Here is a 21499-nt window from a genome sequence, read left to right on the forward strand (position 1 = left end):
AGATAAAGCGAAGTTTTCTGAGCAATACCGGTTAGAAAAACCGAAGTTTTGTTTTCCCGCCCGAACGTTCGGAAACCACCCCGGGAACCTTAAAAACCCGTTGCGCTATCACTTCTGGTCCTCAAGAGGTGCGAAACCCCGGGAATGGGAGCCAGAAGTGATAGCGCAACGGGGGGTGGGCGGCTATGTCAGGGGGCGGTGCATCTCCACGATCTCCTCGTGCCGCGGGCTGTCCGGGTTCATCAGCGAGTGCTTGCGGCCGTACGTGAAGTAGATGATCAGCCCGATCACGAGCCAGACGCCGAACCGCAGCCAGGTCTCCCAGTGCAGCTGAAACATCAGGAAGAGCGAGGCAAACACACCGAACGCCGGAACCAGGGGCATCAGCGGCAGGCGGAAGGTCCGCGGGGCGTCGGGCTTCTTGTAGCGGAACACGATCACCGACACACAGACGACGACGAACGCGGCCAGGATGCCGATGTTGGTCAGGTCCGCCACAGCCTTGATCGGGAGGACGCCGGCCAGGATCGCGGCCCCGAGGCCGGCAATCCAGGTCACGCGCTGCGGCGTACCGTGCCGGTCCGTCTTCGAGAACCAGCCAGGCAGCAGGCCGTCGCGGCTCATCGAGAACCAGACGCGGGTGACGCCGAGGAGGAAGGTCAGCATCACGGTGAGGATGGACAGCACGGCGAACACGGAGATGATCGTCGCGATCACCGGCAGGCCGACACTGTTGAAGGCGGACGCGAAGCCGGCCTTGGGGTCGATTTCCGTGAAGTTCTGCATGCCGGTGAGCACCAGGGTGGCGGCGACATAGAGCAGCATGGCGATGACGAGCGAGAGGATGATCGCCTTCGGCATGTGCTTCTTGCCGTCGGTGGCCTCCTCCGCCGCGGTACTCATGGCGTCGTAGCCGAACACCGCGAAGAACACCGTGGCGGAGCCGGCCACTACCGGACCGAAGCCGCTGGGGAAGAACGGGTTGTAGTTGTTGGTGTTCACGTAGAAAATGCCCAGACCGATGATGAACAGGATCAGCAGCACCTTGATGCCGACGGCGATCAGCTCGAAGCGTCCAAAGGTCTTGGTGCCGCGGGAGAGGATCCAGGTCACCAGCAGGCAGACGAGGATCGCGGGAAGGTTGATGATTCCGCCCGTGCCCTCATCCGGCGTCGAGGTCATCCAGGCAGGCATGTGGATGCCGATGCCGGAGAGGAAGGCATCGAAGTAGCCCGAGATGCCGATGGCCACCACAGCCACGATGGCGATGTACTCCAGCAGCAGGTCCCAGCCGATAAACCAGCCGATGATCTCGCCGAGGGCAACGTAGCCGTAGGTGTAGGCCGAGCCTGCCCGCGGGATCATGCCGGCGAACTCGGCGTAGGACAGCGCCGCTGCGGCGGATGCCAGGCCGGCAATCAGGAACGAGACGAGCACGGCCGGGCCGACACCAGGCTCGGTCTCGCTGCCGTGGGCCACAAGGCCCGCCAACGAGAAGATGCCGACGCCGATAATGCCGCCGACGCCGATGGCCGTCAGCTGCCAGAGCCCCAGGCTCTTGTGCAGTCCGCTGTGTTTGTTTTCTTCCTCGATGTCGTCGATGGGCTTGCGCCGCATGATCGACTGTGACAAATCCCTTGTAGCCATGATGGCCTCCTGCTTAGGTGCGGTGCCCATCACTCCACCCTGTGATGGGGGTTATCGAGTGAGAACAGTATGCAAGCCCGATTGCATTAGATAAAGTGAATTCTCTTAATGAATAACCGTCAGAATTCACAAAGGAATGGCGATGCTCGACGTCCGGCGTTTGCGACTGTTGCGCGAACTGAAGATCCGGGGCACTTTGGCCGAGGTGGCCGAAGCGCTCCAGTACAGCCCGTCGTCAGTCTCGCAGCAGCTGGCGCTCCTTGAGAAGGAGGCCGGGGTGGAGCTCCTGCGCAAGACCGGGCGCCGGGTGCAGCTGACCCCGCAGGCCGAAGTCCTGGTGGCCCACACCTCCCAGCTCCTGGAGACCCTCGAGCAGGCGGAGGCGGATTTGGCCGCGTCGCTGACCACGGTCACCGGCACCGTGCGGATTGCGGTCTTCCAGTCTGCCGCGCTGGCGCTCATGCCGGACACCCTGACCAGAATGACCGCCAGCTACCCGGAAGTCCGGGTGGAAATGACCCAGCGGGAACCGGAGACGGCCCTTCACGAGACGTGGGCCCGCGACTTCGACCTCGTGATCGCCGAGCAGTACCCGGGCCACGCCGCCCCGCACTACGCCGAACTGGACCGCGTGGCCCTGACCCGCGACGCCATCCGGCTCGCCGTTCCGCCGCCTTCGCCGGAGCGCGAGCCCATCAGGACGCTGGCCGATACCGCGGGGCTGCCCTGGGTGATGGAACCCCGCGGAGCGGCCTCCCGGCACTGGGCCGAGCAGGCCTGCCGGAGCGCCGGGTTCGAGCCCGACGTCCGCTTTGAAACCGCCGACCTGCAGGCCCAGATCCGGCTGATTGAGTCCGGAAATGCGGTGGCCCTGATGCCCGACCTCGTGTGGACCGGCCGCGGCACCAGCGCGCAGCTCCTGGACCTGCCCGGGGATCCGCACCGGACGGTGTTCACCTCGGTGCGGCGCTCGAGCGCCAGGCGGCCCGCGCTGCTGGCGGCCCGGGAAATCCTGGCGGTGACGGCGGCATCTATCGTGCCCGCGGCGGCCGCCGGCGCTCTTGATGATCCGGCCCCCGTGGACCGGCCCGCGTGACTGCCGGTCTTGGGACGGCGCGCGTGACGGGCCTGCACCGTGTGCAGTGGGCCACAGCGCCGACGGTGGCCCCGCGTTAGACTGATGTCGTTATGAATCGCACAATATTCAAATCCAAGATCCACCGCGCGACGGTCACCCACGCGGACCTTCACTATGTCGGATCCGTCACCGTGGACCTGGATCTGCTGGAGGCGGCCGACATCCTGCCCGGGGAGCTCGTGGCGATTGTCGACGTCACGAACGGCGCCCGGCTCGAGACGTACACGATTGCCGGCGAGCGTGGTTCCGGCGTGATCGGCATCAACGGCGCCGCCGCCCATCTGATGCACGAGAACGACATTGTCATCCTCATCACCTACGCCCAGATGACCACGGAAGAGGCCAGGGCGTACAACCCCAAGGTGGTCCACGTTGACCAGGACAACAAGATTGTCCAGATCGGCAACGACCCCGCGGAGGGCATGACACCCGGCCTCATGCGTCCGCCGCACTCGCTAAACAACGCCACGCTCAACTAGCGGCAGCGCGCCGTCGGGCGTAATAGGACGGCCCGCGGAATAAAGCTGATTACTCTGGACGGGTGACCCTAACCCGCCGCCCACCCGCCCCGGGGAGAACCGCGTGCTAGGGGTACTGGCGGGATTCTTTGTCGTCTGGGCCATCATCCTGGTCGGCACGTTCGTGGGCCGGCGCAACATCCTGGGCGAGAACGCCCGCCCGGTCCTGAGCGCCCTGACGTTTTTTGTGGCCAGCCCCGCCCTGCTGTTCGAGACCCTCAGCAAGGCGAAGCTGCACGACGTCTTTGCCGCGCCGCTTCTCGTGACGGCCGTCGGGGCCGTGACCACGGCGGTCCTGTTCTTTGGCATAGTGCGCTTCGCGCTCAAGCGGTCCCTGCCGGAAGCCCTCATCTCCTCCATGAGCTCGTCGCTGGCCAATTCGGCCAACCTCGGCATTCCCATCGCCGTCTTCGTGCTCGGTGACGCCAGCTATGTGGCACCCCTGCTGATCTTCCAGCTGGCTTTCTTCACCCCCTTGTTCCTCATGGCGTTGGACGCCACCACCAGCTCGCACCGCACCACGCCCCTGAGTTTCGTGCTCATGATCCTGCGCAACCCGATGATCGTGGGCACCGGACTAGGACTTCTGGTGGCCGCAACCGGCTGGACGGTGCCGCCGCTGATCCTGGAGCCCATCCACTTGATCGGCGGGGCCGCCATCCCGGCCATGCTGATCGCCTTCGGCATGAGCCTGAACGGTTCCAAGCCGCTGCAGGCGGCCGCCGGACGCCGGCTGGACGCCCTGCTGGCGAGCTTCTTCAAACTCGTTGTCCACCCGCTGGTGGCGTACCTGTTTGCCCATTTTGTCCTAGGCATGCAGGGGCAGGCGCTCTTTGCCGCCGTCGTCACCGCAGCCCTGCCCACCGCCCAGAACGTGTTTGTCGCGGCCAGCCGTTACCGCACCGGCGTCACGCTAGCCAGGGACACCGTGCTGATCACTACTGTGGTAGCTGTGCCCGCCATGATCGGCGTGGCCCTGCTGCTGGCCTGACCTCGCTGGGCAGCGTGGCTGGGCGGACCGGCACCAAACCCGGAGGAGGACCCTTGACAACAACCCTGGACACCGTGGTCATCGGCGGCGGCGCCATGGGCTCCGCCGCTGCGTGGGCGCTGGCCCGGCGCGGCCGGGACGTGACCCTGCTGGAGCAGTTCGGGCCCGGCCACCGCAACGGCGCGTCCCACGGCACAACCCGGAACTTCAACCCCGGCTACGCGGATCCGGAATACGTCGCCATGCTGGCAGAGGCGGCGCGGCTGTGGGGCGAGCTTGAGACGGACGCCGGCGAGCGCCTGCTGGCGCGCACCGGCGTCGTAAACCACGGCACCGACCCGCGGCTGCCCGAGGTCCGGAACGCGCTGCTCGCCGCCGGGCTCCGGGCGGAGTTCCTCTCCGCCGAGGAGGCCGCCGAGCGCTGGCGGGGCATCCGGTTCGAGACGCGCGTGCTGCACATGGCCGACGGCGGCCAGTTGAACCCCGACGCCGCACTGCCGGCGCTGCAGCGCCTCGCCGCCGGGCTCGGCGCCGAAATCCGCCATCATGTAAAGGTCCTCGAGCTGAAAGTCCTCGACGACGGCGTCCGGCTCACGCTCGAGTCCGGCGGCCGCACTGAGATCCTCGCCGCAAGGCAGGCCGTCGTCACCGCCGGCGGCTGGACCACGAAACTGCTCGCCGGAGTGGCTACCCTGCCCCGGCTGACGGTCACCCAGGAACAACCCGCACACTTCGCCATCACGGACGGCGGAGCCCAGTGGCCGGGGTTCAACCACATGCCCGGCCACGGGGACGCGTACGCGTACTGGCGTTCCCCGCTCTACGGCATGCAAACGCCGGGCGAGGGGATCAAGGCCGGATGGCACGGGGTGGGTCCCGTGGTGGACCCGGACCGGCGGAGCTTCGCGGCGGAGCCCGACCAGCGGGCGGCCCTGCAGCGCTACGCCCGGGACTGGCTGCCCGGGGTCGACGCCGACTCGCTCACCGACATCAGCTGCACCTACACGACCACCGTGGATGAGAACTTTGTCCTGGACCGGATCGGCCCGGTTGTCATCGGCGCCGGCTTCTCCGGGCACGGATTCAAGTTCACGCCGGTCGTGGGCAGGATCCTGGCCGACCTCGCAACCGGCGACGGCGGAGCGCCGGCCATCTTCTCAGCCTTCCGCCCCGGGGTCCGCTGACCCCGCGTTGCTGTGTGGGCCGGTAGGCTGGGGCCGGTCTTGAGCGCCCGCGGATATCCGGGGCAACAGCATGAGGTGGGGGAAGAATTGTTCAGCACGCGATCAGGCAGCACCCGGTCCAGCGAGATCCAGTCCAGCGGCGCCCAAACTACAGGTGCCCGCAGCCCGCGAATCGGCGCGGTTGACTGGATCGTCCGCGGGGTGGCGGGCCTGCTCCTGGTGGCGACGTCGGCGTGCGCCGGCCCCGGGGCAGTCCCCCCGGCCGCCGGTACCGGCGTCCGCCCCGTCGTCACGGCTGCCCCCGCCACAGCGTCAGCCGGCACGGACGGCGCACCGCTGGATCCGGACGCAACCCCCGGCGCCGATGTGGCCGGTGTCGAAGTTGCCGGTGTCGAAGTTGCCGGCGCCGATGTTGCGGCCGCCGCGCCCCAGCAGCCGGCCCTTGCGGGCAAAGCCCTCACGGTACTGGCCACGCTGCCCGTCAAGGGCCGCGCCCCCAAGACGGGTTATTCCCGCGACCAGTTCGGCCCGGCCTGGTCCGACGTCGACCACAACGGCTGCGATACCCGCAATGACGTGCTCCGCCGCGACCTCACTTCCGTCGCGTTCCGGCCCGGGACACGGAACTGTGTGGTGCTCTCCGGCGTCCTGGCCGATCCCTACACGGCCGCCGCCATCCACTTCCTGCGCGGCAACGCCACCAGCACCGCGGTCCAGATCGACCACGTCGTGGCCCTCAGCGACGCCTGGCAGAAGGGCGCTCAGCAGCTCAGCCCGGCACGGCGGCTGGCCTTCGCCAACGATCCGCTGAACCTGCTGGCGGTGGACGGTCCGGCCAACCAGAGCAAGAGCGACGGCGACGCCGCCACTTGGCTGCCGCCGAACAAGTCCTACCGCTGCGACTACGTCGCCCGCCAGATTTCGGTGAAATCCAGCTATGGGCTCTGGGTGACCCAGGCCGAGCACGACGCCATGGCCCGGGTCCTGGCGAGCTGCCCGGCCGCCCTGGCCCCCGCCAACCAGCCGGCACCTGCGCCTGCCCCGCGTTCCGCACCCGCGCCGGCGCCGGCACCTGCCCCCGCCCCCGCGCCCGCACCGGTGCCCGGGGTGGCTTACGCGAACTGCGCCGCGGTCCGTGCGGCCGGCGCGGCGCCCATCCACGTCGGCCAGCCGGGGTACAGCGGCAGGCTGGACCGGGACGGGGACGGCGTCGGCTGCGAATAGCGGCGGCCGGCCCGTCCGCGGGTCGGGTGGTCAGTTCTTCTGGTGCTCGTGCAGGAGCCGGGCGCAGCGGATGAAGCCCAGGTGCGAATACGCCTGCGGATGGTTGCCCAGGTGGGTTTCCGTGTCGGGGTCGTATTCCTCGGGCAGCAGCCCGGTGGGTCCGAACAGGTTCACCAGCTGGTCAAAGAGGTCCCAGGCCTCCTCGATCCGGCCGACGGCGATGTAGGCCTCGATCAGCCACGTGGTGCAGATGTGGAAGCCGCCCTCCAGGCCCGGCAGGCCGTCGTCGTACCTGTAGCGGAAAACGGTAGGCCCCACCCGCAGTTCCCGTTCCACCGCCGTGACGGTGGCCAGGAAACGGGGGTCGTTGGCGTCCAGCAGGCCGGAGAGACCGATGTGCAGCACGGCTGCGTCCAGGTCCGGGCTGTCGTACGCCACGGTGTAGGAGGCCGCCGACTCGTCCCAGCCCTCGCGCAGGACTTCCTCCCGGATCCTCGCCGCCGTGGGTTCCCAGGCCGGCAGCGGTTCCCGGCCATGCCGGGCGGCCGTGCGCAGCGCCCGGTCGAGCGCCACCCAGCACATCACCTTCGTGTAGACATGGTGCCGCGGCGCCCGCCGGGCCTCCCAGATGCCGTGGTCAGCCTCGTGCCACCGGACCAGCACGGCCGCGGCCATCTGGACCAGCAGGTCCCAGTGGTCGTCGGAGAGCACGCCCTGGCGGGCGCTGAGGGCATGGATCAGCTCGGCGATCGGGCCGAACACGTCCAGCTGCACCTGGTGGTCGGCGGCGTTCCCGATCCGCACCGGGCGCGACCCCGCGTAGCCGGGCAGGCTCTCGATGATGGCCTCGGTGGACAGCGGCGCCCCGGTCACAGAGTAGAGCGGATGGAGCCACTCCGGGCCGGGGGCGTGGGCCAGGATCCGGCCCAGCCAGGCCAGGAAGCCCTCGGCCTCCGCGGTGGAGCCCAGGTCCACGAGCGCGTTGACGGTCATGGACCCGTCCCGCAGCCAGCAGTACCGGTAGTCCCAGTTGCGGGTGCCGCCGATTCCCTCCGGCAGTGAGGTGGTGGGCGCGGCCAGAACGGCGCCGGTGGGTTCGTGGACCAGGGCCCGGAGCACCAGCGCGGACCGGCGGACCAGCGACGGCTTCACGCCGGGCAGTTGCAGCTCGTGGACCCAGCGCCGGGAGTGATGGGCGACGGCGGCGCGGCGCCCGGTCTCATCATCCGGCACCGCGGGCTGGGGTTCGGTGTCGCCGCAGCGCAGGTTGAGGACCACCGGCCCGTCCCGCAGGTCGACGTCGCCCGTGGCGGTGGCGTGCCGGCCGTCGGAGGTGATGGCAAAGGCAACGCCGGGCGCCTGGAGAATGATCGGATCCGCGGTTCCCACGACGTGTAGTTCCGTTCCGCGCGCCTCCATGCTGAACGGGGCATTCGCGTAGTCCGGCCGCGGGGCGAAGACAATCCGGGCCGTGCCGGTGCCGGACAGCACCCGGACCAGGCTGGTGATGCCGTCCGGGGCCGGCTCCAGGTAGTCCGTCACGGTGACGTCGGCCCAGCGGGTTTCGACGATCATGGTGCTGTCCACGTAGCGCTGGCCCAGGACCTGCGAGGACTTCGCCGGTTCCACGGAGAAGTGCCCCGCCGCATCGCCGCCGAGCAGATGGGCAAACAGCGACCCGCTGTCCGGCAGCGGGTGGCTCATCCAGCAGATTTTCGCGTCCGGCGTGATCAGGGCGGTGGAGGAGCCGTTGCCGATCATGGAGTGCCGCTCCAGCCCCACGGCGTCCTCGCCGAAAAGCCACGCCCGCCGCAGTTCGAACAGGATCGCCAGGACGCGGGCGAACGACTCCGGGTCCCGGAGCGTGTGGGCTGCAACGCTGGGCCCCTCCCCCACGCGCAACGCCATGTCCGGCCCGCGCAGCGTCGCCATGGCCAGCTCATCGCTGAAGGCGTCGCCGGCGTAGAGGGCGGCACTCACGCCGAGCATGGAGCGCAGGTGCTCCAGCGCGGAGGCCTTGGACGGCTCCACCACGGAGAGATCCAGCACCGAGCCGTCCACGACGAAGTGCAGCCCGTGCGCCCGGGCGATTTCCTCCGCCTTCGAGGTGGCCAGTGCGACGACGTCGGGGGCGGCCGGGCGGGTGTGCACCGACACGGCGACCGGCTTGCGCTCAATGCTGATGCCCCGGTAGGCGCCCACGGTTTCGGCGAGCGCCTGGCTGGCCTGCTGCAGCACTGATTCGGTGGCGAGGGACAGCCCGTGGGCGTAGCCCATGTCGAACTCCGCGCCGTGCGAGCCGACCAGGTGCACCTCCGCGGGGAGCCGAGAGACGGCGGCCAGATCCCGCAGCGACCGCCCGGAGATGACGGCGGCGTGGGTGTTCGGGAGGGCTGCCAGCGCCCGCAGCGCGATCGCCGCGCTGCCCAGCGGCAGGGTTTCGGTGGAAATGCCTTCCGCCGCGCACAGCGTGCCGCCGTAGTTGCAGGCCACGAGCAGCCCGGGGGTGCGGGCCAGGATCTTGAGCTCAGCGAGCAGTTGCGGCGTGAGCCCGTCGTCAGCCGCGTTGGTCTGCACGAAAGCGCGGAGCAGGCCCAGCGGGAGGGATTTGGTCAGAAGGGCAGAGTCAGCCAAGGACTGGTTGAGCGGAGTGGGCATGTGCGGAGTCCTTCGAATAGTCCCCAATGCCTGCATGAGCATCGTCCCCGGAAGGGCGTAGTTCCAGTATCCTCCTGACCCAGTTTCGCCCGGATGTCCCTACTGTTGCATCTGTGTAACATCCGCCGGGCCGCCATGACGCACCGCGGCCAACACCGGGACCAGCGCCGCGACCAGCACTGGGGACCGCTGCGGGCTAGCTGGGGTCGGCGCGGTAGAAGTACATGTCCCTGGATCCCGAGGGCGCATCCCAGCCCTGTGCAAACATCCAGGTGCCGCCGAATTTCAGCAGCCCTCCCCACGCCAGCGCCCCGCCCCGGTGGACGGCCTTCTGGGTGAAGGGCTGGTCGATGTCGTACAGTGCCTGCGCGGCCGCGAAATGGCCGTCGGGGTCGGCATAGAAGAAGTCCAGGACCAGCTGGGGCCGCTCGCCGTCGCCGACGATTGCGCAGGCCACTTCGTGCAGTGACCCGCCCAGGGGTTCAAGGTCCAGGTAGTCCTGCGGCGCGAACGTCCAGTTCACCATGTCCGAGGACCGTCCGACGTGGGTGGTGCCTCCGCAGCCCTCCGACAGGTACATCAGGTAGTCCCCGCCAATCTTGACGGCTTCGCCGTGGGCGTTTCGGGGGATGACGGCCCCTTTGGCCCAATACCGTGAAATCTCGTGCGGGACAGCGAGGCCGAGCTTTTCCCAATGGATCAGGTCGTCGGACACCGCAACGTTGATGTCGCAGCCAACGTCTCCCAGGGGGTAGACATCCGCATCCTGGCCGGCCTCCCCCGCGCCGTGCTCGATCGTCCAGATCCCGTTGTAGAACATGTAGTACCGGCCGTTGGCCTGGTACACCTTGGGGTCTTCGCAGCCGAGGATCTCGTTGTCCATGGTGGGGTAGATTGCCGGGTTGGAGGGGCTGTCCTGCCACCCGGTTTCGGGATCGAAGACCGCCACACCGATGCGGCTGGAGACCGATTCCTTGCGCGGGGATGCGCGGTAGAAGAGGTAGAGCTTGCCGTCGCGCTCCATGATGGACGGGTTGTAGATCGAATCCGCGGTCCAGCCGATGCCGGTGGGGTCGTCCCAGTCCTGGACCTGCCGGAAGGAAAGCGAATCGTCCTTGCGGAACGGGCCCACAGCCCATTCGGGGTGCTCGGGGTACTCGGCGGAAAACTGATCGGTGGAGATGGTGTCCGTCAGCGGGTTGCTGAACTTGAGCGCTCCCTCGTAGCTTGTGAGCAGCGCTTCGGTGGTGATTTTCTGCATGTGGGCTCTTCCTGTCCTTGGATTGTGGTGCCGGGGCCGCAGGGACCAGGCCTCCCGGCGGCGGCGATGGTTATTTGTTACTGGTTACTTGCTACTGGATGCGGACCAGGCTCACCCAGGTGAAGCCGCCCGGGGCCACGCTGATGCGGCCGGACTGAGCTGCCGCGTTCTGCTGGGGACCTGCGGTGACGGGCCGGCCGGAGGCATCAAAAGCCTGCTGGCTCCATTGGAATCCTGCGGGCAGGTTCAGCCTCCGTTCGATGCGTTCCGGGGCCGCGCTGACATAGAGCGTGGACTCGGCACCGGGTCCGGAGACCGAGACGGTGGAGAGCTGCGGCTGGACCAGCAAGGCATCGAGGGCGACGTCACCGTCAGTGGTGCCGACGACGGCGGCCGCCGCGGCCGGCAGCGCGCGTTTCAGCGTGAACGGGAAGAGGATGCCTGGCGCATCGGTGATGCCCTGGGCGCCGGCCCCGCCGTTCCGGGTGCTGCCGAGCGGACCTTTGCCAGCACTCCAGCTGGTATTGCCGGAAGGGGCAATCCCCTGGTTGACGATCGGGTAGATATTGCGGGGTTCGTCGGCGGCCGGCAGCGGCAGGCTCAGGGAGGCCCCCGGCTTCAGGGCAACGTAGGCGCCGCCGGAGATGTTGGCCTCCCCGGTCCAGGCTGAGGCAGGCTTCACGACGGTGCCGTTGCCGGCGATGGCCCCGGATTCCGCCTCGACGACGCTCAGCCCGTGGGTCGAGATGGTGCGGGTGATGCCGAGAGCCTTCCCCTTCAGCTCCGGGTTGGCGTCCAGCGCCAGCATGGTCAGCAGGGCATGGATGGTGGATTCCGCGCCGGAGTTCGGATTCACCCGGCCATCGGGCTCGATCCCGTCGATCGCCGTGCCGGCGGCGGGGCTGTAGGCGGGTGCTCCGCTGGGGTTGGCGCCGAAGAACCAGCCTGCCGCAATGGCGGCGAGCTCCAGCAGGCCGGGGGCGTTGGCGGCCTTCGCGGTCGCCACGAGGCCCTGGACGCGCGAGTCCACGCCGTAGGCGATCTGTGCCTCGCCGGGCGTAGGGCTCCAGGCGTTGTCCGGGCCGCCCGCGGCGAGGAGCTGCGGCGTGAACTGGGCGGAATCCTTCACGGCAGCGTCGAGCAGCCGGGGCTTGTTCAGCACGGTTGAGGCGGTGGCGGCGGCCGCCGGAGCCAGGCCGCCCCAGGCATGCCAGAGCGTGCGGGACTTGTTCCACGGCAGGATCGCGCCGAAGGGCCATTCGGTGCCGGATCCCGAGGACATCGCGGCGACGCCCTCGCTCAACCGGGTGAGCGCCTGGGTGGCCACGCCGTCCCCGGGCGCGGCCTTGACGTAGGCGGCGAGCCCGAGCACGGCCTCCGCAGAGGCGTCGGCGCCGCCGGAGATCAGCCAGGCCGGGACCTTGACGCCGTCGGCCGTGTCATAGGTGCCGTACTTGGCGAGGGACTGCTTGTTCAGCGTGCCAAGGGCCAGCTGCAGGCGCTCCTGCAGGAACGATGCGAAGGCCGGGTCGGCGCCGGCGAAGGCGGCGTAGCCTTCGCCGAGGGCCCAGACGGTGCGTGCCAGCCAGTAGGACTCGGCCGAATCGGAGGGGTCCGGCAGTTCCACGGGCTTGGCGCTCGGCGTGAGCGTTCCGTCGGCCTGCTGCCAGAGGACCACGTTGCCGGCGTCCGGACCGGACGTGGTCTGCAGGTAGGTCAGGGAGCGCAGGGTCTGGAAGGCGCGGTCCCTGCTGGCCGGCTCACCGGTCTGCTGCCAGTGGCGCAGGTAGACGACGGCGGTCCGGGCGATGTCGTCGGCGTTGTAGGCGCCCTGGCTCCAGTGGCCGGTGGCGGGATCCAGGTCTCCGCCGCCGATCCGGCTGTAGCTGCCGTCCGCCTTCTTGTCCGCGTAGGTCCACGGGGCCTGGGCCGAGGGCATCCGGTCCAGCTGGTAGGTGCTGTGCCCCTCCACCGGGCTGAGCGGCACAGTGTCCAGCAGGAAGTTCAGGTGGCTGAGGTTGGTCAGGGGTGCCGCGGCGTCCGCCGGAACGGCGGTCCCCTGCCCGGCAGCCCGCTGCGGGACAGCCGCCGTCCCCGGGGCGGGTGCCGCGCTGGCGGCACCCGCTCCGAGCAGGACCAGGAGCATCGATGCGGACACGGTGGCGGCCGTGAATCGATTTCTTAGTTTCGAGCGGACATCGTTGTTCGTCATCGGTGGCTCCTGGCTGGCTGGTTGGCTGGGCTGTCGAACTGCGGGGACGGCGGAGCTGGCTGGGGAGGCGCTAGTTGGCGGGAATCCGGTCCAGCTTGGCGACGCCGATCTTCGAATCAGCCATGCCGTAGAAGACGAACAGCTGCTCGCCGATCTTCTCGATCGCGGTCGGGAAGACGACGTTGGGCACGATTCCGGACATCTCGTCTTCGGTTTCGGGGGCCAGGAGCGGCTTGTCGCTGCGGGCGATCACCTTGGCGGGGTCATCGGCGTCGAGGATCATCGCGGCGGCGGTGTAGTTGACGTTCTGCTGGTGGTCGAACGCGGACTTCTCCAGCGCGCCGGAGACGCCGTGGTGGATCAGCAGCCAGCCTTCCTCGACGCGGATCGGGGCGGGGCCGCCGCCGATTTTCAGTTCCTCGAACGGGAACTCGCTCAGGGCGACGAGCCGGTGCTTGGCCATGTGGACGAGGTTGCGGATGTCCGCCTCGACGTCCGCGACCGGTGCGTAGGAGATCCAGATGCCGGGACGGTTGTCGGTGACGCCGGCCGGCAGGTGCTCGCCTTCGCCCTCGCGGATCCAGCCGAGGTCCCACATCGGGCGGTGCAGCATAGCGTAGGAGGGCACGCCGTCAGGGTCGTTGACGGGCTCCGGGAAGAACACGGCGTCCTTGTTCGGGAAGAGGTTCAGGTCCATCGACAGGTCGGCCTGGTAGCCGAAGAGGCACGGGCCCAGGCGTTCCCAGTTGCGCAGGTCCTCGGAGTAGGCGAAGGCCAGGCGCGGACCCAGCGGGCCGTAGGCGACGTAGGTCATCAGGTGCTTGCCGAGGGCGGGGACCCAGGTGGTGCGGGGGTCCTCGGTGCCGGCGTTGTTCAGCCCGCGTTCCCAGCCCTCGTCGGGCGCCAGGACGATGCCCTGGCGTTCGACGCCGGTGGGGACGCCGTCTTCGATGACGACCTTGGCCAGTCCCACCCGGGAGACGTTGCCCTTGGCGACCAGGCGCGGCAGCAGGTACAGCTCGCCGTCGGGGCCGCGGCCGCTGGCCGGGTTGAGCACACCTTCGGCCTCGAATTCGTTGCCCGGTTCCGGAGTCATGATGACGCCGGCACGGGTGAGGGTGAAGGGGACGGTGGGCAGTGCGGAAGTGTGGGGGGAGGTCATGGATTAACCCTTTACGCTGGAGCCGATATTGGTGGAAATGAACTGACGCTGGAAGAAGATGAAGAGTGCGACGGCGGGTGCCGCGAGGACGCAGGCGCCTGCCAGGATGGCGCCGAACGGGTTGGACGCCGTGGCGGAGATGTTGGAGATGTAGTTCGCCAGGGAGACGGCGAGCGGCTGGATGGACTGGTCCTTGGTCACCAGGAACGGCCAGAGGAACTCGTTCCACGGCCCGATGAAGGTCAGCAGGACCGCCGTGACAATCGCGGGCTTCACCAGCGGGATGGCGATCTGCCACAGGATCCGCAGTTCGGAGGCGCCGTCGATCCTGGCCGCTTCGAAGAGGGTGGAGGGCAGTTGCATGAAGTACTGGCGGAAGACGAACACGGCAGTGGAGTTGATCGCGAAGGGCAGGATCATGCCCAGGTACGTGTCCGCCAGGCCGTAGTCGCGCACGATCATCACGTAGAGCGGGATGAGCAGCAGCTGGAACGGGATCATCTGCACCAGCAGCATCATCCCGAATACCAGCCCTTTGCCGCGGAAGTGCATCTGCGCCAGGGCGTACCCCACCAGCAGGCCGAAGACCACGGTGAAGAAGATGACGCCGCCGGTGAAGATGCCCGAATTGACCAGGCCCTTGAGCAGGTTGATGGAGTTGTTGATGTTCGCGTAGTTCTCGCCGGTGATGTTCGCCGGGTTGGGGAACGCCCCCGCCACCGAGGTGTCCGGTGAGGTCTGCAGCGAGCCGATGAACATGTAGTAGAACGGGAAGAGGAAGACGAACGCGCCCAGCGCCAGGAGCACGAAACTGCCGAGGCCGAGGCTCCTGCGCTTCTCCACGCCGGAGGCGCCCGCACTCTGCTTGCCCGACGGGTTGACCGGCCGACCGCCAGGGCGGCGTGCGCCGTCGTCGCTGTTGTTCTTGTCGCTGCTGCTGCTGGTCCCGTCGTTCTCATCGTTGGGCGCGGCTGCCTTGTTGAGAATTGACATGTCAGTCCTCCTTCCCGCCCACGAGGCGTTTCTGGATCAGGGCAATCAGCAGCACGCCGATCACCAGCACCACACCGAGTGCGGCGGCCAGATCGGGGTTCCCCTGCAGGATGCCCATCTGGTACATCAGGAACACCGGGGAGGTGGAGGCGCCGTCCGGGCCGCCGCCGCCGGTGAGCAGGTACGGTTCTGTGAACAGGTTGGCGCCGGTGATGGTGGCCAGCAGGGTCACCAGCACGCTGGCCGAGCGGACGCCGGGGACAGTGATGTTCCAGAACTGCACCCACTTGCTGCCGCCGTCCACCGCGGCGGATTCGTAGAGCTCCTCCGGGATGTTCTGCAGCGCGGCCAGGTACAGCAGGATGAAGAACCCGAGCTGCTTCCAGGTCACGAACAGGGCCACGGTGGGCATCGCGAGCCAGGAGTTCACGAGCCACGAGGGGTTCGGGGCCAGCGGCCCCAGGACCGAGTTGACCAGGCCGTTTTGCTGGAACAGGAACAGCCAGACGCCGACGACGGCGACGCTCGCCGTGACGTACGGGACGTAGTAGCTGACCCGGAAGAACGTCTTGAGCTTGGTCACGCGGTTCAGGGCGTTGGCCAGGACCAGGGACAGGCCCACGGTCAGCGGCACGTTGATGACCAGGAAGATCCCGATGTTGGCGAAGGAACGCTGCACGGCCGGGTCGGTCAGGACGGTGATGTAGTTCTCCAGCCCCACGAAGGGCCGGTCGACTTTGACCCTCGGCGCGGTGAAGAAATAGTCGTGGAAGGAAATGTAGACGGCGTAGCCAAGCGGGAACGCCAGCACGCCCAGGATGTAGATGACGTAGGGGGCACTGAAGAGCAGGCCCAAGGGCTGGCGGCCCAGGAAGTTCTTGCGCTTCCTGGCCGCCGTCCGCCGGTCCCCTGGCCTCCGGCCCCCTGCCTGAGGGGTGCTCTCCCCAGCAGTTTGGCCGGGGGCCGCGCCGCCGTCAGCTGAGCGAAGTGACATGGAGATTCACCCGCTACTTCTGCGCTGCCAGTTGGTTGATCTTCTCGGCGGAACCCTTGAACGCGGCGTCGACGCTTTCGTTGCCGAAGATCACGGCCTTGGCGTAGGCGGTGCGGAAGGTCTGCCAGATCTCAACCGAGTTGGGTACGTTGGGCACCTCCACGGTGCGGCCGGCCTGCTCCGCGAACTGCTTGTAAAGCGGGTTCTTGGCGAAGTAGTCCGCGTAGGCGGTCGGGAGGTCCTTGCGCATCGGCATCTGGCCGGTGTCGGCGAGGAGCTGGCCGTCCTGTTCCTTGCTGGTGGCGAACTTCATGACTTCCCAGGCCGTGCCCTGGTTTTCGCAGGCGGAGTACATGGCGACGTTCTTCGCGTCCGAGAAGGTGGAGCCTTCAGCCTGAGCCTGCGCGGCCGGGACCGGCACGGCACCCCAGTTGACCTTGTCCTTGTAGGCGGCGATGGCCCACGGCCCGGCCAGCGACATGGCGGCCTTGCCCTCGGCGAAGGAGTCGCCCTGGTAGACCTCCTTCGAGGCCAGGTTTTCCTTGTACAGGGTTTCGAACATGGTGGCGACCTGCTTGCCCTGGTCGCTGTCGAAGGTGGCCTTGCCATCCTTGACCAGCGGCGCGCCCCCGGAGTTGGCAGCGTAGAAGGGGTAGAAGTCGAACCAGGACTGGAAGAAGTCGCTGGCGGGGGACGGCCAGACGGCGTTGGCCGCGGCTCCGGACTTCACCAGCGTGCGGGCCGAGTCCAGGAATTCGGCCTGCGTGCCGAGCTTGGGGTTCTCGGCGTCCAGGCCGGCCTTCTTGAACAGGTCCTTGTTGTAGAAGAGGACCACCGGGTTGGACTTCCAGGGCAGCTGGTACATCTTGCCGTCGCCGGACTTGTACTGGTCGGCGAGGTCGCCGGTGCGGTCCTTGATGTACTGGGCGCCGTCAGGGAAGGAATCCAGCGGGACGAGTCCGCCCTGCTTCTGGAACTGCGGAACGGCGACAGGTGCGGTGTTGAAGACCAGGCAGGGGGCGTTTCCGGCGGTGATGGCCGCGCCGATGACTTCCTCGGAGCTCTTGCCGGCCGGGATTTCCTGCGCATCGATCTTCTGGTCCGGGTGTGCGGAGTTCCACGACGCAACCATGGCCTTGCCCCACTTGACCTCGAACTCGTTGTTCGAGTACCAGATCTTGATGGGGCCCTTGGCCGTCGTTGCCGACTCGGCGGTGCCGCCGCTGGCGCCGCCGCCGCAGCCGGCCAGGCCCGCTCCCATGATGGTCAGTGCGGCCACGGACAAGACTCGCGTGGCAGTTGAAAAGCGCTTCATTGCGTCTCCTTGGGAGGGTTTTTCTGACGGTGCGTGCCAGGGTTAGGTGTTCAGGGTTTGGTGTCCAGGGTTGCGTGTTCAGGGTTTGGTGTTCAGGCAGGAAGAGGGCGAGGGGTCGCGGGTGGATTTGCGTCCGGCGGACCCCCGGTCAGTCAGGGGCCGGTCCGGTGGAGGCCCTGACCACCAGGCGGGGTGCCGGGAGGAAGGTGTCCTCGTCGGGGCGGGCCCCGGCGAGCTGGTTCAGGAGGAGCTGGGCTGCGACCCGCCCCCACAGCATGGGGTCGGTGGCCAGGGTGGTGAGCGGCGGGTTCAGGTACTGGGTGAACTCCGCATTGTCATAGCCGGTGACGGAAAGGTCTCCCGGGACGCTGAGGCCGAGGGACTGCGCGTAGGACTGCCCGGCGGTGGCCATCAGGTCGTTGGCGTACACGATGGCCGTGGGCCGGTCCGTCCGGCGGAGCAGTTCTGCGGTGGCGGCCACTCCGCCCGCGGCCGTGAAGTCGGCGGCGGCAAAGTGGTCCGCGGGGAGCCCGGCAGCGGCCAGCGCATCCTCCCAGGCCTGGCGGCGGCTCCGTCCGTGGATGTATTCCTGCCCGCCGCCCACATGGGCGATCCGGCGGTGCCCCAGGGCCACCAGATGTTCCACCGCCGCGACGATGCCGGCCGACTCGTCAACGGAGACCGCGGGAAACGGGGAGCCGGCGCCCGGCCGGTTCAGGGTGACCGCCGGCAACTTGAGCTCCAGCAGGAGCGGGATGCGGGAGTCGTTGTGCCGGACGTCGGTGAGGATCACGCCGTCGACCCTGCCGTTGTCCACCAGCTTGCGGTAGCAGCGTTCCTCGGCGCCCGGCGCCGTGGCGACGCTCAGGACCAGGGTGTAGTCGTGTTCGGCGAGCGCGGTCTCGATCCCGGCGATGAAGGCCGGGAAGAACGGGTCCGTTCCCAGCAGGGACGGGTCCCGGGCCACCACGAGGCCCAGCGCGTAGGCCTTGGCGGAGGAGAGCCCTTTCGCCCGGAGACTCGGTTTCCAGCCGAGGTCCTTGGCCACCCTGAGGATGCGGTCCCGGGTGTCCGGGCTGACCCCGGGCTGGCCGTTGAGGGCGTAGGACACGGCACCCTTGCTGACGCCGGCCGCGTGGGCGACGTCGCTGATGGTGACTGCCATGGAGCCGTTCCCTTCGGATGGGGTCCTGGGCAGCTTCCTGCACTGAACCGGTTAAGTGATGCGTCCTACTAAACCGGTTCAGTTGCGGCTTGTCAAGGACGGTTCCCGCGCAGTTCCCGCCCGGCGGCTGCCATCCCGCGGCATTTCAGCAGTTGGCCGGCCTGTATTCATAGGTCCCGGCATCGGCCGCGCCACCGCCCTGGCAGTCGCCCTTTTGGTTGGCCGGCCGCCCGTCCAGATCCATGGGGAAGGGGCTGATCCCGGCCCGGTCAATGGCCGGGCTCGCGCCGGAGAGGTGGAGATCGGCGGGCGCGTTCACAAAGTCGGCCGGCTCGGTGGTGGAGGTCGCGCTGGGAACGATGTTGGTGGGGCCGTTGAGGACGTTTTCCCGTTCGGTCCAGCCAGTGCCGTCCATCCACAGCGCGTTGCGGGTGGCCACCAGGATGTTTCCCTTCACGACCGTGGAGGCCGGGCACGACGCGTGGCAGACCAGAGCCTGGGACTCCGCGCCGTCCAGCCACACGGTGTTGTATTCGAACGTGGTGCCGTTCGTCGGGCCAAAGGATGACGTCCTGCCGCGCGCGATCAGCCCCATGGCCTGGGAGCAGTTGGGGCCGCAGGTGGACCGGACCAGGTTGTAGCTGTAAGTGTTGCCGTCGGCAGTACCGCCCTTCCCGCGCCCCAGTTCGGAGAAGACGTTGTTATCCACGGCCACGTTGTGGTGGATCCTGTTCCGGTTGCCGTTGAAAATTTCGAACGCGCCGCCGTCGTGGCCAAAGTCGTAGGACACCGCGGTGGAGCCGGTGACGGTATTGCCGGTGAACTCGTTGTCACTGCCGTTGATCAGGAAGCCAAACGCGCCCGAGTCGTCATCGCACTTCAGGGCCGTCGCGGTGCCGCACAGCTCCCCCGGCGTATTGACGTTCATGATGTTGTTGTCGGCCAGCGTGTTGTTGGCATAGGTGCCGAAGTCGGAGCCCTCGCTCACCTTGATGCCGGCGGCATTGTTCCTGGCCGCGGAGTTCCGCACCGAGCCGTGGTCGCCATAGACACTGAAGCCTGCATAGCCGCAAGACTCCGCCCGCAGGCCGTCCACGGTGACGTAGTCGCCGTCGAGCCTGACGCACGTACCTGTCAGCCCGCCCGTAATGGCGGGCGGGTCGCCGTTTCCGTAGGCATTCAGGGTGACCTTGAGCCGGCTGGTGCCGCTCTGGCCAACCACAAGACCGCCGGAGAAGGTGTCTCCGCGGCGAAAGCTTACCGAGTCCCCGGGCCGCAGCGCGGTGGCGTTGACCATGTCGAGCGTCGCCCAAGCCGATTGAGGCGACGTCCCGTCGTTGAGGTCGCTGCCGTCGGCGCTCACGTAATACGTGGCGCCCTCGGACGACGCCGGCGCGGACGCGGACGGGCCGCCGAGCAGTCCTCCCAGGAACAGCAGGACGAGCAGCGTGGCGGCGGCTGTGGACTTAATCTTCATGGGTGCACCTGGGTTTTCGCCATGTATCCGCGGTTCCGGGCGCCACCGCCAACCGGCGGACCACATCGGCACCCTGAGGGCCTTAACGCTAAGAGCGGCCCCGCCCTAAGTCAACGGACGAGTCCGGCCACGCGCATCAAGATGTTCTTTTTTGCTACTTGACGTTCCTTATTGTGCGATTATGATAGCTAATGATGTGAGCTGCTTCACTCCACCCGCGTTATTTCAAAGGAGAAATTATGACCATGCATGAAGACGCACTGCTCCGGGCCTCCAGCCGAGGCGGGTGGGACCGGAGGACGCTGCTGAAGACCTTCGGCGCCGGGGCAGTTGCGATGGCCGGCATTCCCCTGCTCTCAGCCTGCACGGGCGGCAGTGCTCCTGCCAGCGGCGGCGCCAAGACGGCCACGTTCGGTTCCGGGTCCTCCGATGAGGTCCCCAAGGCCGCTTACAAGGCGGTGACCGACGCTTTCCAGAAGAAGTCCGGCATCGCGGTCACCACCAACGTGGTGGCGCACAACGACTTCCAGAACAAAATCAACACCTACCTCCAGGGCAGCCCGGACGATTCGTTCACCTGGTTCGCCGGCTACCGCATGCAGTACTACGCCGGCAAGGGACTGCTCGCCCCGATCGACGACGTCTGGGAAAAGGTCGGCGGAAACTACTCCGACGCCCTGAAAAAGGCCTCGACGGGAGCCGACGGCAAGATGTACCTGATCCCGAACTACAACTACCCCTGGGGCTTCTTCTACCGGAAGAGCCTCTGGACGGAAAAGGGGTACACCGTCCCCACGACGTTCGATGAGTTGAAGGCCCTCGCCACCAAGATGAAGGCCGACGGCCTGATCCCGATTGAATTTGCGGACAAGGACGGCTGGCCCGCCATGGGCACCTTCGACTACCTGAACATGCGCCTGAACGGCTACCAGTTCCACATGGACCTCACCGCGCACCGGGAAAGCTGGGACCAGAAGAAGGTCAGCGATGTCTTCGACACCTGGAAGGCCCTGCTCCCGTTCCAGAACCCGAACGCCCTGGGCATGACCTGGCAGGACTCGGCGAAGTCCCTCGCGGACAAGAAATCCGGCATGTACCTGCTCGGCTCCTTCCTCACCCAGCAGTACACGGACAAGGCAATTGCCGACGACATCGACTTCTTCCCGTTCCCCGAGGTCGCGGTGGAAGGCCGGGACGCCATCGAGGCACCCATCGACGGGCTGCTGCTCTCCAAGAAGGGCGGCCAGAACCAGGCCGCGCGGGACTTCCTTGCCTACGTCGGAACCCCGGAAGGGCAGGATGTGTACGCCTCGGTCGACTCGTCGAACATCGCCACCGCCAAGGGGGCCGATACGTCCAAGTTCACGCCGCTGAACAAGAAGCTGGCCGAGGCCATCAGCGGTGCCAAGAACATCAGCCAGTTCTTCGACCGCGATGCCCTGCCGGCCATGGCCAACAACGTGATGATCCCGGCGCTGCAGTCCTTCATCAAGGACGGCAACGTCGATGTGAAGAACCTGGAAGCCCAGGCCAAGTCGCTGTACGCCGCCCAGTAGAGGC

The 21499-nt window shown here is 67.6% G+C and carries 16 protein-coding genes; 6 read left to right on the forward strand and 10 right to left on the reverse strand.

Annotation, left to right across the window (positions count from 1 at the left end):
* Nucleotides 1–183: 183 nt before the first annotated feature.
* A complete protein-coding gene (locus tag AC1DXI_RS12025; protein WP_476938811.1) occupies nucleotides 184–1647 on the reverse strand; it encodes an amino acid permease in 1464 nt (487 codons plus the stop codon).
* A gap of 142 nt (nucleotides 1648–1789) precedes the next feature.
* On the opposite strand from AC1DXI_RS12025, the gene AC1DXI_RS12030 reads away from it, so the two are divergent.
* The 5 genes from AC1DXI_RS12030 (at nucleotide 1790) to AC1DXI_RS12050 (ending at nucleotide 6702) form a co-directional block, all read left to right on the forward strand.
* On the forward strand, nucleotides 1790–2743 hold the full coding sequence (locus AC1DXI_RS12030; RefSeq protein ID WP_476938812.1) for a LysR family transcriptional regulator: 954 nt from the start codon (nucleotides 1790–1792) through the stop codon (nucleotides 2741–2743).
* A gap of 92 nt (nucleotides 2744–2835) precedes the next feature.
* Complete coding sequence (panD, locus tag AC1DXI_RS12035) at nucleotides 2836–3264, forward strand: aspartate 1-decarboxylase (RefSeq protein ID WP_018774010.1); 429 nt, start codon at nucleotides 2836–2838, stop codon at nucleotides 3262–3264.
* A gap of 103 nt (nucleotides 3265–3367) precedes the next feature.
* A complete protein-coding gene (locus AC1DXI_RS12040; RefSeq protein ID WP_476938813.1) occupies nucleotides 3368–4294 on the forward strand; it encodes an AEC family transporter in 927 nt (308 codons plus the stop codon).
* A gap of 53 nt (nucleotides 4295–4347) precedes the next feature.
* Nucleotides 4348–5478, forward strand: a complete 1131-nt coding sequence (locus AC1DXI_RS12045; protein ID WP_476938814.1) for an FAD-dependent oxidoreductase — start codon at nucleotides 4348–4350, stop codon at nucleotides 5476–5478.
* Nucleotides 5479–5517: 39 nt separating this feature from the next.
* Nucleotides 5518–6702: a GmrSD restriction endonuclease domain-containing protein gene (locus AC1DXI_RS12050; protein WP_476938815.1), complete on the forward strand. Its 1185-nt coding sequence runs from the start codon at nucleotides 5518–5520 to the stop codon at nucleotides 6700–6702.
* A 30-nt stretch (nucleotides 6703–6732) separates the two neighbouring features.
* Here AC1DXI_RS12050 and AC1DXI_RS12055 read toward each other — a convergent pair whose 3' ends face one another.
* The 9 genes from AC1DXI_RS12055 to AC1DXI_RS12095 form a co-directional block, all read right to left on the reverse strand.
* Nucleotides 6733–9360 carry a trehalase-like domain-containing protein gene (locus tag AC1DXI_RS12055; RefSeq protein WP_476938816.1) on the reverse strand — a complete coding sequence of 876 codons (2628 nt, stop codon included), beginning with the start codon at nucleotides 9358–9360 and terminating at the stop codon, nucleotides 6733–6735.
* 196 nt (nucleotides 9361–9556) lie between these two features.
* On the reverse strand, nucleotides 9557–10621 hold the full coding sequence (locus AC1DXI_RS12060) for a glycoside hydrolase family 130 protein (RefSeq protein ID WP_476938817.1): 1065 nt from the start codon (nucleotides 10619–10621) through the stop codon (nucleotides 9557–9559).
* Nucleotides 10622–10712: 91 nt separating this feature from the next.
* On the reverse strand, nucleotides 10713–12833 hold the full coding sequence (locus AC1DXI_RS12065) for a hypothetical protein (protein ID WP_476938818.1): 2121 nt from the start codon (nucleotides 12831–12833) through the stop codon (nucleotides 10713–10715).
* Nucleotides 12834–12903: 70 nt separating this feature from the next.
* Nucleotides 12904–13995 (reverse strand): glycoside hydrolase family 130 protein, encoded by a 1092-nt coding sequence (locus AC1DXI_RS12070; RefSeq protein WP_026538228.1) that lies wholly within the window; start codon nucleotides 13993–13995, stop codon nucleotides 12904–12906.
* Between the two features lie 3 nt (nucleotides 13996–13998).
* Entirely contained in the window at nucleotides 13999–14988 is a 990-nt protein-coding gene (locus tag AC1DXI_RS12075; RefSeq protein WP_476938819.1) for a carbohydrate ABC transporter permease, read from the reverse strand.
* 1 nt (nucleotide 14989) lies between these two features.
* The gene (locus AC1DXI_RS12080) at nucleotides 14990–15982 is read right to left on the reverse strand and encodes a carbohydrate ABC transporter permease (RefSeq protein ID WP_476938820.1); all 993 of its coding nucleotides are present in this window, start codon (nucleotides 15980–15982) and stop codon (nucleotides 14990–14992) included.
* Between the two features lie 13 nt (nucleotides 15983–15995).
* Nucleotides 15996–17297, reverse strand: coding sequence for an ABC transporter substrate-binding protein (locus AC1DXI_RS12085; protein WP_476938821.1), 1302 nt, complete (start codon nucleotides 17295–17297; stop codon nucleotides 15996–15998).
* Nucleotides 17298–17445: 148 nt separating this feature from the next.
* Complete coding sequence (locus AC1DXI_RS12090; protein ID WP_476938822.1) at nucleotides 17446–18462, reverse strand: LacI family DNA-binding transcriptional regulator; 1017 nt, start codon at nucleotides 18460–18462, stop codon at nucleotides 17446–17448.
* 145 nt (nucleotides 18463–18607) lie between these two features.
* Nucleotides 18608–19939: a right-handed parallel beta-helix repeat-containing protein gene (locus AC1DXI_RS12095; RefSeq protein ID WP_476938823.1), complete on the reverse strand. Its 1332-nt coding sequence runs from the start codon at nucleotides 19937–19939 to the stop codon at nucleotides 18608–18610.
* Nucleotides 19940–20178: 239 nt separating this feature from the next.
* Here AC1DXI_RS12095 and AC1DXI_RS12100 point away from each other — a divergent pair, with 239 nt between their 5' ends.
* A complete protein-coding gene (locus tag AC1DXI_RS12100) occupies nucleotides 20179–21495 on the forward strand; it encodes an ABC transporter substrate-binding protein (RefSeq protein WP_018774004.1) in 1317 nt (438 codons plus the stop codon).
* Nucleotides 21496–21499: the final 4 nt, after the last annotated feature.

It is taken from the genome of Arthrobacter sp. P1_H7 (genome assembly GCF_056405215.1).